We start from the raw sequence: 16,926 nt of genomic DNA, 5'->3' as shown, positions 1-16,926 counted from the left end.
GCGCGGATGCGCCGTGCGCGGGATCAGCCGGCGGCGTGCTCCAGGAATTCGTCGGCCGGCATGGGCTTGCCCAACAGGAAGCCCTGCAGCGAATCGCACCCCAGTCCCGTCAGGAATTTCTGCTGCGCCGTGGTTTCCACGCCTTCGGCCACGATGCGCAGATTCAGCTGCTGCGCCAGCGCGACGATGGCCGAGACGATGGCGGCGTCCTCGTTGTCGTTGTCCAGCTGGTTGACGAAGCCGCGGTCGATCTTCAGTTCGGTGGCGGGCAGGCGCTTCAGGTACAGCAGGCTGGAGTAGCCGGTGCCGAAATCGTCGATCGAGATGGTCACGCCCAGGCCGGACAGGCGCTTGAGCACGGTCAGGCTGGCCTCGGCGTCACGCATCGCGGTCGATTCCGTCACTTCCAGCGTCAGGCATGTCGGCGGCACGTCGTGGCGCGCCAGCGCGCCGCGCACGGTCTCGACCAGGCCGGAATGGGCGAACTGCAGCGCCGAAATGTTGACGGCGATGGTCCAGTGACCCTGTCCGGCGTTGATCCATTCGCGCATCTGGCGGCAGGCCTCGTTGATGACCCATTCGCCGATCGACAGGATCAGGCCGGTCTTTTCCGCCGTGGGGATGAACTGGTCCGGCCCCACCAGGCCGCGGGTCGGGTGGTTCCAGCGCAGCAGCGCCTCCGCGCCGATGATGGGACCGGCGGGCGCCTCGTACTTGGGCTGGTAATGCAGCACGAACTGGTTGCGCTCCTGCGCCAGGCGCAGGTCGTGCAGCAACTCGATCTGTTCGTGCGCGTCGGCATTCATCGACGGCTCGAAGAAGCTGTAGCCGGTGCCGCCCAGGCGCTTGGCGTGGTACATCGCGGCGTCGGCGTTGGTCAGCAGGGCGTGGGTGTCCTCGCCGTCGTTGGGGTAGATCGCGATGCCGACGCTGGAGGTCACCAGCACTTCGTGGCCATACACCATGACGGGGCGGGCGATCGCCTCGATCAGCCGGTCCGCCACATTGGCGGCGTCGGTCGGTTCCACCACCTCGCTGAGCACGATGAATTCATCGCCGCCCAGGCGCGCCACGGTGTCCTGGGTGCGCAGGGTCTGGCGGATGCGCTGGGCCAGGTCGATCAGCAGGGCGTCGCCGGTGTGGTGGCCATAGGCGTCGTTGACCGCCTTGAAACCGTCCAGGTCGAAGAACAGCACCGCGAAATAGCCCTTGCGGCGGCTGGCGCTTTCGATGGCCTGCTCCAGCCGGTCTTCCAGCAGGATGCGGTTGGGCAGCTTGGTCAGCGTATCGTGCAGGGCCAGTTGCACCAGTTCTTCGTTGGCCTCGGCCAGCGATGACGCCAGCGCCGAGGTGCGGGCTTCGAGGCGGTTGTCCAGCACGGCCACCACCAGGGCGATGGCGAGCACGCTGAGCGTGACGGCCGTCACGGCGATGGCGAGCCAGCCGGCCGAGATGCCGGCGTCGGCCGCCATGCAGATGCTGCCGGCGGGGAAGCCGGCGGCTTCCATGCCGGTGTAGTGCATGCCGACGATCGCCAGCCCCATGACCACGGCCGCCAGCGGCCGCGACAGCGCCACCCGCGGTCCGTCGTGGCGCAGGCGGTAGGTGATCCACAGCGCCGCGCCCGAGGCCGCCACCGCGATCGCGATGGACAGGGCGAACCAGGCCGGGTCGTAGACGATGCCCGGCATCATGCGCATGGCGGCCATGCCGATATAGTGCATGGCGGCGATGCCGGCGCCCATCAGCAGGGCGCCGCTGAGCAGCCGGGGCCAGGGCAGATCGTCCTTGCAGACGATCCACAGCGCAAACGCCGAGCAGCCGATGGCGATGGCCAGCGACAGCACCGTCAGCGGCAGGTCGTAGCCCATCGGGATCGGCAGGTTGAACGCCAGCATGCCGACGAAATGCATGGACCAGATGCCGATGCCCATCGCCAGCGCGCCGCCGCCCAGCCAATAACGCGCCGCCGGCAGTCCGCTCGCCGCCCGCACGCGGTTGGCCATGCCCAGCGCCGTGTACGACGCCAGGATGGCCACCCCTAGGGATACGAGGACGAGCGAAGGGTTATATGTTCCAACGAGCATTTTTGGGGTCCTGTCCTGAGCGCATACAGCCGCCGCGCCGGCCTCAATTCAAATCAATTAGTAGTCAACGGTTGCAACTAGGCCGCAAGGGAATCCTGCTGTCGACGCTGGCGATTCACATACTCTCTTGTCTGGATGGGGGAGGCGACGCCGCCCTGCAGGCGGTCGGCGGGACCGGCGGGATTGTCCGGTCGCGCGGCGAGTGGCAGGCACGGCGCGGCAAGGGCCGTTCAGCAGCGACGGCGCGCAGGGCTTGCAGGACGCGCGTCCGAGGCTAAGGGATGGGTTATACCGAAAACGCGCTTCCAGATGCTCACCAATCTTCACCAGCGCCAGGCGGAGGCGCGCCCGTTGCCCGGCGGGCGCCGGGCGTATCGGAAGTGGCCCTAGACGGCCATGGGGGCGGTGAGAGGGGCGTGATGGGTGTAGCCGGCCAGCGAGAAATCGCCGGGTTCCACCTTTTCCAGCCATTCGGGCTCGTAGCGGCCGGTCTGGGCGAAATCGGGGATGCGGTCGGACAGCACCAGCCGGGGCGCCTCGTGCGGCGTGCGGGTCAGTTGCTCACGCAGCATCGGCAGGTGATTCTCATAGATGTGGGCATCGCCGATGAAGTACGTGAACCAGCGCGGCGTGTAGCCGGTCAGCCGGCCGACCAGATGCAGCAGCGCCGCCCCTTCGGTCAGGTTGAACGGCGTGCCCAGGCCGACATCGTTCGAGCGGATGTACAGGCACAGCGAGATCTCGCGCGTCGTCGCGTTCGGCAGGAACTGGTACAGCAGGTGGCAGGGCGGCAGCGCCATTTCCTCGATCTGCGCCCAGTTCCAGCCATGGAACAGGATGCGGCGGTCGCTCGGACGCTCGTGGATGGTGTCCAGGCACTGGCGCAGCTGGTCGACCGCCTTGTACAGCAGCACCTTGGGCGCGCCGCCTTCCTGCACATCGGCCACCTTGGCGTAGCCGCGCGCCAGGGCGTCGGCGATCTGGCCGTCGCGGCCGGCGTCCAGCAGCTTGTAGGCCGGCCACTGGCGCCATTGCACGCCATAGACCGGGCCGAGGTCGTCCGGCCCTTCGCGGTACGGGTTGGCGAGCCACTGGGCGTTTTCGTTGGCGTTCTGGTCCCAGACCTTGCAACCCAGCTCCCGGAACTCGGCGGCGCTGCGCACGCCGCGCAGGAAGCCGACCATTTCGCCGATGGCGGACTTGAAGGCCAGCTTCTTGGTGGTCACGGCCGGAAAGCCCTGCTGCAGGTCGAAGCGCAGCGAGGCGCCCGGCATGCTCAGCGTGCGTATGCCCGTCCGGTTTTCCTGCCACGCGCCGGTGTCCAGGATGGATTGAACGAGGTCCAGGTATTGTTTCATGGGTACAGAATCAGAAAAGGCTGAAGTGGCGCCGGCAACGGGCTCGTGTCAGGCGGCCGCGGGGGCTTCCTGGGTATCGACGATGTCCACCGAGAAGGTCAGTTCGGCGGTCTTTTCGAGCATGGCGGAAGCCGAGCAGTATTTCTCGTGCGACAGCTGCACGGCGCGCTCGACCGCCGCGCGCGGCAGGTTGCGGCCGGTGACGGTGAAGGCGAAGTGGATGCGCGTGAACACCTTGGGGTCGACATCGGCGCGGTCTGCCTGCAGCTTGACGCTGCAGCCGGTCACGGCGTGGCGGCCGCGCTTGAGGATCAGCACGACGTCATAGGCAGTGCAGCTGCCGGTGCCGGCCAGCAGCATTTCCATGGGGCGGGGCGCCAGGTTGTGGCCGCCGCCGTCCACCGCGCCGTCCATCACGGCCACGTGGCCGCTGCCGGTGCTGGCGGTGAACAGCATGCCATTGGGGCCGCCCCAGTCGATCGTGCATTCCATTTGTCAGGTCCTTTGTGCTTGAGCGCAGTCAATGGCTGATGATACCCGTTGCGTACAATTCCAGGCATGAGAGCCCCGCCCCGCGTCAGGGGTGTGCGCCCCAATCCAGGAGTTGTCCATGTCCCCCACCCTGTCCCCCTCCGCGCCCACCGCTTTCCTGCGCCGTTCGAATCCCCTGGACGCGCTGCTGGCCGAGGCCGACCGCGCCCTGCGCGTGCTGTCCGGCAGCGCCAGCGCCGGCCGGCCCAATCCGGCCACCGCCGAGGAGGCGCCCGACACCCTGTCGGCCCAGGAAAAGCGCCACGCCGCCGGGCTGATGCGGGTCAACCACGTGGGCGAGGTCTGCGCCCAGGCGCTGTACCGCGGCCAGGCGGCCGTGTGTCGCGAGCCGGGCCCGCGCGCCCTGTTGCTGGAGGCCGCCGGCGAAGAGGTCGACCACCTGGTGTGGTGCAACCAGCGCCTGTCGGAACTGGGCAGCCGGCCCAGCCTGCTGAATCCGGTCTGGTACGCCGGTTCCTTCGCGCTCGGCCTGCTGGCCGGCTACGCGGGCGCGCCGCGCAACCTGGGTTTCATGGCCGAGACCGAGAAACAGGTCGAGGCGCACCTGGAAGGGCATCTGCGCACGCTGCCCGAGCAGGACGCGCGTTCGCGCCAGATCGTGCAGAAAATGAAGGACGACGAGGCGCAGCACCGCGCCAGCGCCGAGGCGGCGGGCGGCGTGCCGCTGCCCGCGCCTGTCAAGGCCGCCATGCGCGCCATGTCCAAGGTCATGACGACCACGGCGTACTGGGTCTGAACCGCGGCACGCCACAAGGTGGGGCATCAAAATGTTGCGATGCGCAAAAATTGCCGCAAATTGGTGCCACATGCACCTTTCTGGTGCGAATCATAGGGCGGGATTACCCGGCAAAGGCTAGGGTAAGTCCGCAAGGGGTTAACCCGTTCGGCAATAACCCTCCGTTTCCGAAGGTCATTGCGGGGCGCGGCTTTCCGGGCGATGGCGCGCGCCGTTGCGGCAAAAATGCAACGCCCAAACGGCTGAAGGGCAGGGGGCAAAAAAAATCTTGCATCGCACAAAAAAACCCGATACTATGCATCTCATCGGATGTTGAAACGCAGTCGGCGCGGTGCCAAACCCCGACAGCGCAGCGAGCGAAAGCCGCTCCCAACATGCCACGGTTGTCTCCTCCACCCTCCTCCTTTGGTGGATTTAGCCCGAGATCTCACGATCTCGGGCTTTTTTTTAAGCAAAAACAACCCGTCCCTTTTTTCTGAAGAAATCCACGCCGATCCGAGTCCGCAAGGGCATGCCTGTCCGGGCGGGGGCTTCGCGTTTTCCCTTGGATATTTCACGTGCGCGGGGGCGGAAAGTTCTACAATCAATCCATGAAATTCGTATTTCCGCGGGTCGGTGTCCACGTTGCAGCCTGCCCGGCCAGCCGGGGACGCCAGCACAGGCGCCCATCCGGACCGCGGGCGTTACGTTCTGTCCCGGTGATTTGCACTTCCTTATCCCTCCCATATATGGGCGTTACACCTGCCATTGATAATGGCCGGCCTGTCTCGATAGACCAACCAGAGGTGACCCTGTGACCTGGCTGTACATATGCGTGGTCGCGTTCATGGTGGGGGGACTCATCGTGGCGTCGGAGCGCTGGCATGGCGCCTTCACCGGCGACAGCGATCTCAACAAACCGCAAGCGAACCATTCGCGCGCCACGCCCCGCGTGGGCGGACTGGCCGTGCTGGCGGGCACGCTCATGGGCCTGCTGGTGCTCGGGCCCGACAACATGACCCTGACCTGGCTCTGGCCGGCGCTGTTCGTCTCGGCGCTGCCGGTGTTCGTGGCGGGTCTGCTCGAAGACATCACCAAGGACATCGGCGCCAGCAAGCGCCTGCTGGCGGCTTTCGCATCCGCCGCGATCGCCTGGTGGCTGCTGGGCGGAGTCAGCCGCGTCGGCATGGCGCCGGTGGATTACGTCCTGTCCTATTGGCCGGTTTCCCTGATTTTCACCATGTTCGCGGTGGGCGGCTGTACCCATGCCCTGAACATCGTCGACGGCATGAACGGCCTGGCCGGCATGGTCGCGACGCTGATGGCGGTGTCCATCAGCCTGGTCGCGCTGCAGGTGGGCGACGTGCCGATCTTCCTGGTGGCCGCGGCGCTGGCGTCCGCCACGCTTGGCTTCCTGGTCTGGAACTTCCCGTTCGGCCGGGTTTTCCTGGGCGATGGCGGCGCGTACTTCCTGGGTTTCATGCTGGCCGAGCTGGCCGTGCTGTTGGTGGTGCGCAATCCGTCGGTGTCGCCGTTCTATGCGCTGGCGGTGCTGTTCTACCCCGTCTTCGAAACCGGTTTCTCGATCTGGCGCCGGCGCTTCAAGCGCGGCGTGCCGGTCGACCAGCCGGATGCGCTGCACCTGCATCAACTGGTCTTCCGCCGCCTGGTGCGCGTGACCTTCAGCCGGGGCCGCCGCCACGCGGTGCCGGCGCTGTGCAACGCCCTGGCGTCACCCTACATGTGGGTGCTGGCGCTGATTGGGCTGGTGCCCGCCACCATCTGGTGGGACAACGCCTGGGCGCTCAGCGCCAGCCTGCTGGTGTTCGCCGGCGTCTATATCTGGCTGTATGCGCGACTGGTGTCCTGGCGCCGTCCCGGATGGCTGCTGTTGCCATCCGTCTTGCGAGCCGATTAAGAGTTGGGCGCCCCGGCGATATCCGCCGGGGGCCCGGTCATTCATTCATCACCCCGACCATATTTAAAATGCCGTAATCGTTTTACGGTGAAGGGAGAGTTATGTTGCGTATTCAGGATGTGAAACTCGCGGTCGTCGGCCTGGGCTATGTCGGCCTGCCGCTGGCGGTGGAATTCGGCAAGAAGCGCTCGGTCATCGGCTTCGATATCAATACGCGCCGGATCGATGCCCTGAAGGCCGGTCACGACCACACGCTTGAAGTCAGCGACGCCGAACTGGCCGAAGCCAAGCAGCTGACCTACACCGCCGACCGCGCCGAACTGGGCCAGGCCAACGTTTTCATCGTCACCGTGCCCACGCCGATCGACGAGTACAAGCAGCCCGACCTGACCCCGCTGGTCAAGGCCAGTGAAACCATCGGCTCGGTGCTCAAGCGCGGCGACATCGTCATCTACGAATCCACCGTCTACCCCGGCGCCACCGAGGAAGACTGCGTGCCGGTGCTGGAGCGCGTGTCGGGCCTGAAATTCAACGTCGATTTCTACGCCGGCTACAGCCCCGAGCGCATCAACCCGGGCGACAAGGAACACCGCGTCAACACCATCAAGAAGGTCACCTCGGGCTCGACGCCGGAAGTGGCCGAGCTGGTGGACCAGCTCTACAAGCAGATCATCACCGCCGGCACCCACAAGGCCGCCAGCATCCGCGTGGCCGAGGCCGCCAAGGTGATCGAGAACACCCAGCGCGACGTCAACATCGCGCTGATCAACGAGCTGGCCCTGATCTTCAACAAGATGGGCATCGACACCGAAGCCGTGCTGCAGGCCGCCGGCACCAAGTGGAACTTCCTGCCGTTCCGTCCGGGCCTGGTGGGCGGCCACTGCATCGGCGTGGACCCGTACTACCTGACGCACAAGGCGCAGTCGATCGGCTACCACCCCGAGATCATCCTGGCCGGCCGCCGCCTGAACGACTCGATGGGCAGCTACGTGGTGTCGCAGCTGGTCAAGGCCATGACCAAGCGCCGCATCCACGTGCAGGGCGCGCGCGTGCTGGTGATGGGCCTGACCTTCAAGGAAAACTGCCCCGATCTGCGCAACACCCGCATCGTCGACATCGTCAAGGAACTGGGCGACTACAACGTCGACGTGGACGTGTACGACCCGTGGGTGGAGCCCGAAGAGGCGGTGCATGAATACGGCATCACTCCGGTGGCCAAGCCGGAAGCGGGCAAGTACGACGCCGTGATCCTGGCGGTGGCGCACCACCAGTTCAAGGACCTGGGCGCCGAGGGCATCCGCAAGCTGGGCAAGCCGGAACACATCCTTTATGACCTGAAGTACGTGTTGTCGCCCGCCGAATCCGATCTGCGCCTGTAAGGAGGACGTCGCATGACCACACGTTTCGAGACTGTCACCCGGGAACTTTCCGCCGCGCCGCGCAAGTGGCTGGTGACCGGCTGCGCCGGCTTCATCGGTTCCAACCTGCTGGAAACGCTGCTGAAGCTGGACCAGACCGTCGTCGGCCTGGACAACTTCGCCACTGGCTATCAACGCAATCTGGATGAGGTGCGCGGCTCGGTCACGGCCGAGCAGTGGGCCCGCTTCTCGTTCATCGAAGGCGATATCCGCGACCTGGAAGCCTGCCGCCGCGCCACGCAGGGCGTGGACTTCGTGCTGCACCAGGCGGCGCTGGGCTCGGTGCCGCGTTCGCTCAAGGACCCGATCACCACCAACGAGGTGAATATCGGCGGCTTCCTGAACATGCTGGTGGCCGCGCGCGACGCCGAGGTCAAGTCGTTCGTCTATGCGGCTTCCAGCTCGACCTACGGCGATCACCCGGCCTTGCCCAAGGTCGAGGAGAACATCGGCAATCCGCTGTCGCCGTATGCCGTCACCAAGTACGTCAACGAGCTGTATGCGAGCGTCTTCGCGCGTTCCTACGGTTTCGAGACCGTCGGCCTGCGCTATTTCAACGTGTTCGGCAAGCGCCAGGATCCGGACGGCGCCTATGCGGCGGTGATCCCGAAGTGGACCGCCGCGATGATCAAGGGCGAAGACGTCACCATCAACGGCGATGGCGAGACCAGCCGCGATTTCTGCTTCGTCGAGAACGCGGTCCAGGCGAACATCCTGGCCGCGATGGCGCCGCCCGAAGCCCGCAACCAGGTCTACAACGTGGCCGTCAGCGGCCGCAGCACCCTGAACGACCTGTTCGGTTTCCTGGTGCGGGCGCTGGGCAACCAGAACGTGGCCTACGGCAAACAGCCGGTCTACGGCGATTTCCGCGCGGGCGATGTGCGCCATTCGCAGGCCGACGTCAGCAAGGCTGGCCGCCTGCTGGGCTACCAACCCACGCACACGGTGCTGCAGGGCCTGGAAGTGGCGATGCCCTGGTACACGCAATTCCTGCGTTGATTTGAAAGCACTCATCCGCAAACTCGGCAACATCCACCCGGACCACCAGCGCATCTTCAAAGGCGCGTTCCGGGTGGCGGTGTTCCTGCTGCTGGGCAAGGCCGCCGGCGCCGTCAAGGAGATGGCGGTGGCGTACCGCTACGGCGTCAGCGACGCCGTCGACGCCTACCAGTTCACGATGACCATGGCCACCTGGCTGCCGGTCACCATCGTGGGCGTGCTGTCGGTGGTGCTGATCCCGGTGCTGGTGCGGCTGCGCCGCGCCGAGGCCGCCGAACGCGAACAATTCATCCGTGAACTACAGGGCTGGGTGGCCGCGGCCGGGATCGCGCTGGCCGCGCTGACCTGGTTTGCCTGGCCGCAAGTGGTTGGCATGCTGGGCCAGGGCCTGTCGGCCCGGGTGCGCGACATGACGGGCGAACTGCTGCTGGGCTTCGCGCCGGTCGCGGCGCTGCTGCTGGTCGCGGGCATCAGCGCGGCGCGCCTGCGCGCGCACGAACGCCACGTCAACACCCTGCTGGACAGCGTGCCGGCGGTGGCGACGTTGGCGTGGGTGATGCTGGCGGCCAGCGCCGACAGCGTCGGCCCGCTGCTGTGGGGCACGCTGGTGGGCTACGCGATCCAGACCGCCTGGCTGGCGTGGCTGGCCGCGCGCGCCGACGGCGGCTTCTGGGGCGCGCCGATGTTGACCCTGCGTTCGCCGCACTGGCCCGAACTGATGGGCGCGGCCGGCGTGATGCTGATCGGCCAGGTGGCAATGAGTTTCGTCGGCCCGCTGGACCAGTACGCCGCCGCCAACCTGGGCGCCAACGCCAACGCCACGCTGGGCTACGCCAGCCGGCTGCTGTCGCTGCTGCTGGGCATCGGCGCGGTGTCGGTCGGGCGCGCGGCGCTGCCGGTGTTGGCCGACGTGCAGGCGCGTGGCGACACGGCGCGCGCGCGCGGCATGGCGCTGAAATGGTCGGTGCTGATGGTGGCGGCCGGCGGCGTCGCCGTGGCGATCGGCTGGGTGCTTGCGCCCTGGGGCGTGGCGGTGCTGTTCCAGCGCGGCGCCTTCACCGCCGAGAATACCGAGGCTGTGGCGCATGTATTGCGTTGGGGCCTGCTGCAACTGCCGTTCTATTTCGGCGTGCTGATCCTGGTGCAGCTGTTGGCCAGCCAGAACCGTTATCGCATCATGGCCGCCATCGCGGTCGGCAATTTCGCGTTGAAAGCGGCGCTCAACACCGTGCTGGCGCCGAAGATGGGGGCCGCGGGCATCATGCTGGCGACCAGCCTGATGTATGTGCTGTCCTATGCCTGCTACCTGGTAGTGGCCCTGCGCCGCGCCGAACCCAAAGAGGCCGACTGAATGCCCGTCGCTTCCGCTTCCGGCCGCCCGCAACGCGTGCTGCTGTTCATCCATTCGCTGCACGGCGGCGGCGCCGAACGGGTCGCCGCCGACCTGAGCGCGCATTGGGCCGGCATGGGCCGCGAGGTCATGGTGGTGACCCAGGCTGGCGCCGAGGGCGACGTCTACACCCTGCACCCGAAGGTGCGGCGCGAGGTGCTGCATACGGCGGGCGAGGGCGGGGGCCTGCGCGGCATCTGGAGCAACGTGCAGCGCGTGCGGGCGCTGCGGCGCGTGATCAAGGCGTTCCGGCCCGACATCGTGCTGGGCATGATGACCACGGCATCGGTGTTGTCGGTGTTGGCCTGCGCCGGGCTGTCGTGCCGCGTCATCGCCACCGAACACACCCATCCGCCGTCGCAGACCCTGTCGGGTTTCTGGCAGCGCCTGCGGCGCCTGACCTATCCGCGCGCCGCGCGAGTGGTGGCCCTGACCCGCGGCACCGCCCAATGGCTCGAACAGCATGTGCCGGGCTCGCGCCTGGCGGTGATCCCCAATCCGGTGCATTGGCCATTGCCCAAGGGCGAGCCGGCGCTGGCGCCGCCTTCGGGCGACGGCCGCAAGCGCCTGCTGGCGGTGGGGCGGCTGCACGCCGACAAGGGCTTTGACCTGCTGCTGCGCGCCTATGCCCGGCTGGCCCCGTCGCATCCGGACTGGGATCTGGTTATCCTGGGCGAGGGCGAAGAGCGCTGCGCCCTGGAAACGCAGGTGCGCGAGGCCGGTTTGCAGGAGCGGGTCAGCCTGCCGGGACGCGCGGGCAACGTGGGCGATTGGTACCAAAGCGCCGACCTGTACGTGCTGACGTCGCGCTTCGAGGGACTGTCCAATACCTTGCTGGAATCGATGGCCAGTGGCTTGGCCGCGGTGGCGTTTGACTGCGATACCGGACCGCGCGAAATCGTGCGAGAAGGCGTTGATGGCGTGCTGGTGCGGCCCAATGGCGACGTCGATGCGCTGTGCCGCGAGCTGGATGCGGTGATGGGCGATGAGGCGGCTCGCCGGCGCATGGCGCAAGCGGCCACGGCGGTGCGCGAGCGCTTTTCCGCCGAGCGGGTGCTGGGCCTATGGGAAGAACTTTTTGACGGTGTGCGCGGATCGGGCCGCTAGGCCGCGCGCCATGCCGTTGCTGCGGTGACCACGAGAACCTGAAAATCATGTGTGGAATTGTCGGAATTTGGGGCCCCCTGGGTGACAAGGCGCAAGTGCTGGCGGAAAGCTGCCGCCGCATCCGCCACCGCGGGCCGGACAGCAACGGCTTCTGGGAAGACACCGGCGCCGAGCTGGCGCTGGCGCACGTGCGCCTGGCGATTCAGGACCTGACCGAAGCCGGCCATCAGCCGATGGTGTCCGCCTGCGGCCGCTACGTGATGGTGTTCAACGGCGAGATCTACAACCACATGGACATGCGCCAGCAGCTCGAGGCTTCGGGCCTGGCGCCGTCCTGGCGCGGCCATTCCGATACCGAAACGCTGCTGGCCGGATTTACCGCGCTGGGCATCGAGGCGACGCTGCAGGCCTCGGTCGGCATGTTCGCCATCGCGCTGTGGGACCGCGCCTCGCGCAAGCTGGTGCTGGCGCGCGACCGCATGGGCGAAAAGCCGCTGTACTACGGCTATTCCGGCGCCGAACTGGTGTTCGCGTCCGAACTCAAGGGCCTGATGCCGATCCCCGGTTTCGGCCGCAACCTGAACCGCAATGCGTTGGCGTCGTTCATGCGGCACAACTACATTCCGGCGCCGCAGTCCATCTACGAAGGCATCGCCAAGCTGCCCCCGGGCACCTGGATCGAATTCACCGCCGACGATACCCGCAGCCGCCGCATGCCCGAGCCGCGCGTGTACTGGTCGGCGCGCGAGGCCGCCGACACCGCGGCGCAATCGCTGCTGTCGTTCGAGTCCGACGCGCAGGCCACCGACGCGCTCGAAGGCGTGCTGTCCAAGGCGGTGGGCGGCCAGATGCTGTCCGACGTCAGCCTGGGCGCGTTCCTGTCGGGCGGCATCGACTCGTCCACGATCGTCTCGCTGATGCAGGCGCAGAGCTCGCAGCCGGTGCGCACCTTCGCCATCGGCTTCCATGAGAAGGGCTACGACGAGGCGCAGCACGCCAAGGCGGTGGCCATGCACCTGGGCACCGACCACACCGAGCTGTACGTCACCGCCGACGATGCGCTGGCGGTGGTGCCGGGCCTGGCCGACATGTACGACGAACCGTTCGCCGATTCGTCGCAGATCCCGACCTCGCTGGTGACGCGCATGGCGCGCCAGCACGTCACGGTGGCGCTGTCCGGCGACGGCGGCGACGAACTGTTCGGCGGGTACTCACGCTATTTCCGCGTCAACAACTGGTGGCAGAAGTGCGAGCGCATTCCGTCGCTGCTGCGCACGCCGGCCGGCGCGCTGCTCAGCGCCTCGACCCACCTGCCGGGGCGCGGCGCCTGGCGCGGCAAGGTCGGCAAGCTGGGCGAATTGCTGCGCGCCGATTCGCGCGGCGATTTCTACCGCCTGTTCGTGTCGTACTGGTCAGACCCGGCGCGCGTGGTCAAGGGCGGCGTGGAGCCGGTGTCCGAATTCGCGCAGGCGATGCGCGGCTCGACCTTCGAATCCATGATGAAGCTCGATACTGTGACCTATCTGCCGGACGACATCCTGGTGAAGGTGGACCGCGCCGCCATGGCGGTGAGCCTGGAGACCCGTGTGCCGCTGATCGATCACCGCGTCTACGAGTTCGCCTGGAGCCTGCCGCACCAGTACAAGGTGCGCGGCGCCACCGGCAAGTGGCTGTTGCGCCAGGTGCTGTACCGCCACGTGCCGCAGGCGCTGGTGGATCGGCCCAAGCGCGGCTTTGCCGTGCCGCTGGCGGCCTGGCTGCGCGGCCCCCTGCGCGACTGGGCCGAGGCGCTGCTGGATCCGGCGCGCCTGCGCCAGGAAGGCTGGTTCGAGCCCGAACCCATCCTGCGCAAGTGGCGCGAACACGTGTCCGGACATCGCAATTGGGATAGCCATCTGTGGGGCGTGCTGATGATGCAGGCCTGGCTGGACCGCTACCGCGCCGGTGACGAACAGGGAGGATCGGTTGGGAGTCGCTGACGAATGAAGATACTGATGCTGGTCAGTTCCATGCATGCCGGGGGCGCCGAGCGCGTGGCCGCCACGCTGGTCAACGCGTGGGCCGAACGCGGCGACGACGTCACCCTGACGCCGACCTATTCGTCCAAGGGCACCTGCTTCTACCCGCTGTCGGACAAGGTCAGGCTGGCCTGGCTGGCGGATCTGGCCGGCACGCGCGTCTCCGGCCCGATGGCCGCGTTCAGGCGCCTGCTGGCGCTGCGCCGCCACATCCGCGACACGGCGCCGGACGTGGTGGTGTCGTTCCTGACCAACGTCAACGTGGCCGCCATCCTGGCCACCCGCGGCCTGCGCGTGCCGCTGATCGTCTGCGAGCGCACCAATCCGGTCGCCGAAACCACCACCGGCACGGTCTGGCGCCGGCTGCGCCGCCTGCTGTATCCGCGCGCCGACATGGTGACGGTGCAGGCGGCCGACACGGCCGGCCCGTTCTCGCGCCAGGTGCCGGGCATCAAGCGCCTGGCCGTGATTCCCAACCCGCTGCCGGCGCCCTTGCTGGACGCGCCGCGAGTCGTCCAGCGCGAGGATGACGCGCCCCGCACGCTGCTGGCGATGGGGCGGCTGGTGACCGACAAGCAGTTCGACCTGCTGATCGACGTATTCGCGCAGCTGGCGCCTGAATTCCCCGATTGGAACCTGCGCATCTGGGGCGAGGGCCCCGAGCGCGGCGCGCTGGAGCGCCAGGTCGCGAACCTCGGCCTGGACGGGCGCGTCAGCCTGCCGGGCCGCACCGAGACGCCCTGGGACGAACTGGCGCGGGGCCAGGCCTTCGTGCTCAGCTCGCTGGTGGAAGGTTTTCCCAATGTGCTGTTGGAAGCGATGGCGCTGGGCCTGCCCTGCGCCGCCTTCGACTGCCCCAGCGGTCCGCGCGAAATGACGCGCGACGGCCAGGATGCCCTGCTGGTGCCCGCTGGCAACCGCGATGCCCTGCGCGATGCCCTGCGCCGGCTGCTGGGCGATGTGGGATTGCGCCGGCAACTGGGAGAGCGCGGCGCCGACGCGGTGCGCCAGCGCTATGCGCTGGCCAGCGTGCTGACCGAATGGGACGAGTTGTTCGAGGCCGTGAGGGAAGGGCAATGAGCGCCGCCGCATTGCGCGTCGTGCACGTGATCACCGGCCTGGGCCAGGGCGGCGCGGAATCGGTGCTGTGGCGGCTGGCCACGTTCCCCGGGCAGGAGGTCGAGCACATCGTCGTGTCGCTGACCGACGACGGCATCTATGGCGAACGGCTGCGCGCCGCCGGCGTCACGGTGCACGCGCTGGGCATGCCGCGGGGCCGGATCACGCTGGGCGGTTTCATGGCGCTGCGCCGCCTGATCGCCGGCGCCCGGCCCGATGCCGTGCAGACCTGGATGTATCACGCCGACCTGATCGGGGGCCTGGCGGCCCGCCTGGCGGGTGTGCGCGCCGTGGCCTGGGGCATCCGCAATTCCGGCGCCCACCTGGAGCGCAGCAGCCGCTCGGCCCGCATGGTGCTGCGCGCCTGCGCGCTGCTGTCGGGCGTGCTGCCGGGCGCGATCGTGTGCGCCGCACAGGACGCGGCCGAGCGCCACGCCGCCAAGGGCTATCGCCGCGATCGCATGGTGGTGATCTCCAATGGCTATGACCTGTCGCGCTACGCGCCGGATGCGGCCGCCCGCGCGCGGGTGCGCGCCCAGTGGGGCCTGGACGGCGATGTGCCGGTGATCGGCTGCGTGGCGCGTTGGGATCCCTTGAAAGACCACGCCAATCTGCTGCGCGCGGTCGCGGCGCTGGTGCGCGACGGACGCGACGCCGGCTTGCGCTGCGTGCTGGTGGGGCGCGGCATGACGATCGACAACCCCGAACTGATGGCGCTGGTCGACAAGCTCGGCCTGCGCGAACGCCTGGTGCTGGCCGGGCCCAGCGACGACGTGCCGGCCGTGATGAACGGCCTGGACCTGCATGTGCTGTCCAGCTGCGCGGAAGGCTTTCCCAATGTGGTGGCGGAGGCCATGGCCTGCGGCGTCTATTGCGTGGTGACGGATGTGGGCGACGCCGCCTATATCGTCGGCGATACCGGCGTGGTGGTGCCGCCAGAGCAGCCCGAGGCGCTGGCGCGCGGTATCGAGACCGCGCTGCGCGATGTGGCCTCGCGCGGGCAGGGGCGTGCGGGCGAGGCCGGCCGCGCCCGGGTGCTGGCCAATTTCGACCTGGCCCGCATGGTGCGGGACTACATCGCGGTGTGGCGCCGCCTTTCCGGAGCATCGGCATGAGCGCCGCCCGTCGTCTGCTGTTCGTGGTCAACAACCCGGCCTTCTTCATGTCGCACCGGGTGCCGGTGGCGCTGGCCGCGCAGCGCGCCGGCTATGACGTGCACGTGGCGACGATGGACGGCCCCGCTGTGGCCGAGATCCAGGCGCTGGGCATGACCCACCACGTCATTCCGATGACGCGCAGCGGCAAGCACCCGTTGCAGGAGCTGGGCACACTGGTGGCGCTGTGGCGGCTGTTCCGGCGCCTGCGGCCACAGGTGGTGCACCTGGTGACCATCAAGCCGGTCCTGTACGGCGGCATTGCCGCGCGGCTGGCGCGGGTGCCGGGCATGGTGGCGGCGATATCCGGGCTGGGCTTCGTGTTCCTGTCCAATTCGCTGAAGATGCGGTTGGTGCGCGCGGTGGTGGCGCGGCTGTACCGGCTCGCATTGGGTCATCGGAACAGCCGCGTCATTTTCCAGAACCGCAGCGACCGCGACCTGCTGCAGTCGCTTGGCGCGGTGCGCGACGAACAGGTGGTGCTGATCCGCGGCGCCGGGGTCGATCTGGACCAATACCGCGCACAGCCCGAGCCGCCGGCGCCGCCGGTGGTGGTGACCATGGTGGCGCGCCTGCTGCGCGACAAGGGGGTGCAGGAATTCGTGCAGGCCGCGCGCTTGCTGCGCGAACGCGGCGTGCCGGTGACGATGCGGCTGGTGGGCGGCGTGGATGCCGGCAATCCGGCCTCGGCCACGCCGGCCGAGGTCCAGGCCTGGCAGGCGGAGGGCTGCGTCGAGGCATTGGGCGAGCGCAACGATGTGCCGCGGCTGTACGCCGCTTCGCACATCGCCGTGCTGCCGTCCTATCGCGAAGGGCTGCCCAAGTCCTTGATCGAGGCCGCCGCCTGCGCGCGCGCCGTGGTCACCACCGACGTGCCGGGATGCCGCGATGCGATCGATCCGGACAAGACCGGACTGCTGGTGCCGGTGCGCGACCCGCAGGCGCTGGCGGACGCCATCGCCCGGCTGGCCGGCGACAGCGCCTTGCGCCAGGCCATGGGCGCGGCCGGCCGCGCCCTGGCCGAACGCGAATTCAACATCGAGCGCGTCGCCAGCATCCACGTCGAGCTGTACGACACGCTCAGCGCCTGA

The 16,926-nt window shown here is 68.1% G+C and carries 13 protein-coding genes; 10 read left to right on the top strand and 3 right to left on the bottom strand.

What is annotated here, in order from left to right; translation table 11 throughout:
* Positions 1–23: 23 nt before the first annotated feature.
* The 3 genes from AruCF_RS22245 to AruCF_RS22235 form a co-directional block, all read right to left on the bottom strand.
* Positions 24–2,087, bottom strand: a complete 2,064-nt coding sequence (locus AruCF_RS22245) for a putative bifunctional diguanylate cyclase/phosphodiesterase (RefSeq protein ID WP_049076216.1) — start codon at positions 2,085–2,087, stop codon at positions 24–26.
* A gap of 386 nt (positions 2,088–2,473) precedes the next feature.
* On the bottom strand, positions 2,474–3,445 hold the full coding sequence (locus AruCF_RS22240; RefSeq protein ID WP_049076214.1) for a thymidylate synthase: 972 nt from the start codon (positions 3,443–3,445) through the stop codon (positions 2,474–2,476).
* A 48-nt stretch (positions 3,446–3,493) separates the two neighbouring features.
* Positions 3,494–3,937, bottom strand: a complete 444-nt coding sequence (locus tag AruCF_RS22235) for an OsmC family protein (RefSeq protein ID WP_049076211.1) — start codon at positions 3,935–3,937, stop codon at positions 3,494–3,496.
* Between the two features lie 118 nt (positions 3,938–4,055).
* Here AruCF_RS22235 and coq7 point away from each other — a divergent pair, with 118 nt between their 5' ends.
* From coq7 to AruCF_RS22185, 10 genes are all read left to right on the top strand, one after another.
* On the top strand, positions 4,056–4,733 hold the full coding sequence (gene coq7 / locus AruCF_RS22230) for a 2-polyprenyl-3-methyl-6-methoxy-1,4-benzoquinone monooxygenase (RefSeq protein ID WP_049076209.1): 678 nt from the start codon (positions 4,056–4,058) through the stop codon (positions 4,731–4,733).
* Positions 4,734–5,526: 793 nt separating this feature from the next.
* Entirely contained in the window at positions 5,527–6,630 is a 1,104-nt protein-coding gene (locus tag AruCF_RS22225; RefSeq protein ID WP_049076208.1) for an MraY family glycosyltransferase, read from the top strand.
* A gap of 101 nt (positions 6,631–6,731) precedes the next feature.
* Positions 6,732–8,009, top strand: a complete 1,278-nt coding sequence (gene tviB, locus AruCF_RS22220) for a Vi polysaccharide biosynthesis UDP-N-acetylglucosamine C-6 dehydrogenase TviB (RefSeq protein WP_049076207.1) — start codon at positions 6,732–6,734, stop codon at positions 8,007–8,009.
* A gap of 12 nt (positions 8,010–8,021) precedes the next feature.
* Positions 8,022–9,047, top strand: a complete 1,026-nt coding sequence (locus tag AruCF_RS22215; RefSeq protein ID WP_049076206.1) for an SDR family oxidoreductase — start codon at positions 8,022–8,024, stop codon at positions 9,045–9,047.
* A 1-nt stretch (position 9,048) separates the two neighbouring features.
* Positions 9,049–10,398 carry a murein biosynthesis integral membrane protein MurJ gene (gene murJ, locus AruCF_RS22210; RefSeq protein ID WP_049076205.1) on the top strand — a complete coding sequence of 450 codons (1,350 nt, stop codon included), beginning with the start codon at positions 9,049–9,051 and terminating at the stop codon, positions 10,396–10,398.
* Positions 10,399–11,544: a glycosyltransferase family 4 protein gene (locus tag AruCF_RS22205; RefSeq protein ID WP_049076204.1), complete on the top strand. Its 1,146-nt coding sequence runs from the start codon at positions 10,399–10,401 to the stop codon at positions 11,542–11,544.
* A 47-nt stretch (positions 11,545–11,591) separates the two neighbouring features.
* A complete protein-coding gene (asnB, locus tag AruCF_RS22200) occupies positions 11,592–13,523 on the top strand; it encodes an asparagine synthase (glutamine-hydrolyzing) (protein WP_049076203.1) in 1,932 nt (643 codons plus the stop codon).
* A 3-nt stretch (positions 13,524–13,526) separates the two neighbouring features.
* Complete coding sequence (locus AruCF_RS22195) at positions 13,527–14,642, top strand: glycosyltransferase family 4 protein (protein WP_049076202.1); 1,116 nt, start codon at positions 13,527–13,529, stop codon at positions 14,640–14,642.
* Positions 14,639–15,796, top strand: coding sequence for a glycosyltransferase family 4 protein (locus AruCF_RS22190; protein WP_049076201.1), 1,158 nt, complete (start codon positions 14,639–14,641; stop codon positions 15,794–15,796). The genes AruCF_RS22195 and AruCF_RS22190 overlap by 4 nt, the downstream gene beginning before the upstream one ends.
* Complete coding sequence (locus AruCF_RS22185) at positions 15,793–16,926, top strand: glycosyltransferase family 4 protein (RefSeq protein ID WP_049076199.1); 1,134 nt, start codon at positions 15,793–15,795, stop codon at positions 16,924–16,926. Before AruCF_RS22190 ends, AruCF_RS22185 begins: the two co-directional genes overlap by 4 nt.

The sequence above is a fragment of the Achromobacter ruhlandii genome (assembly GCF_002082135.1).
Lineage (GTDB): Bacteria > Pseudomonadota > Gammaproteobacteria > Burkholderiales > Burkholderiaceae_B > Achromobacter > Achromobacter ruhlandii.
Note: the sequence above shows the minus strand (reverse complement) of the source record. Positions and strands in the feature narration are given on the sequence as shown.

Excerpts from the sequence above, each read along its gene's own strand:
- AruCF_RS22245 (WP_049076216.1), bottom strand. The coding sequence starts at position 2,087 with ATGCTCGTTGGAACATATAACCCTTCGCTCGTCCTCGTATCCCTAGGG.
- AruCF_RS22240 (WP_049076214.1), bottom strand. The coding sequence starts at position 3,445 with ATGAAACAATACCTGGACCTCGTTCAATCCATCCTGGACACCGGCGCG.
- AruCF_RS22235 (WP_049076211.1), bottom strand. The coding sequence starts at position 3,937 with ATGGAATGCACGATCGACTGGGGCGGCCCCAATGGCATGCTGTTCACC.
- coq7 (WP_049076209.1), top strand. The coding sequence starts at position 4,056 with ATGTCCCCCACCCTGTCCCCCTCCGCGCCCACCGCTTTCCTGCGCCGT.
- tviB (WP_049076207.1), top strand. The coding sequence starts at position 6,732 with ATGTTGCGTATTCAGGATGTGAAACTCGCGGTCGTCGGCCTGGGCTAT.
- AruCF_RS22215 (WP_049076206.1), top strand. The coding sequence starts at position 8,022 with ATGACCACACGTTTCGAGACTGTCACCCGGGAACTTTCCGCCGCGCCG.
- AruCF_RS22205 (WP_049076204.1), top strand. The coding sequence starts at position 10,399 with ATGCCCGTCGCTTCCGCTTCCGGCCGCCCGCAACGCGTGCTGCTGTTC.
- asnB (WP_049076203.1), top strand. The coding sequence starts at position 11,592 with ATGTGTGGAATTGTCGGAATTTGGGGCCCCCTGGGTGACAAGGCGCAA.
- AruCF_RS22195 (WP_049076202.1), top strand. The coding sequence starts at position 13,527 with ATGAAGATACTGATGCTGGTCAGTTCCATGCATGCCGGGGGCGCCGAG.
- AruCF_RS22190 (WP_049076201.1), top strand. The coding sequence starts at position 14,639 with ATGAGCGCCGCCGCATTGCGCGTCGTGCACGTGATCACCGGCCTGGGC.
- AruCF_RS22185 (WP_049076199.1), top strand. The coding sequence starts at position 15,793 with ATGAGCGCCGCCCGTCGTCTGCTGTTCGTGGTCAACAACCCGGCCTTC.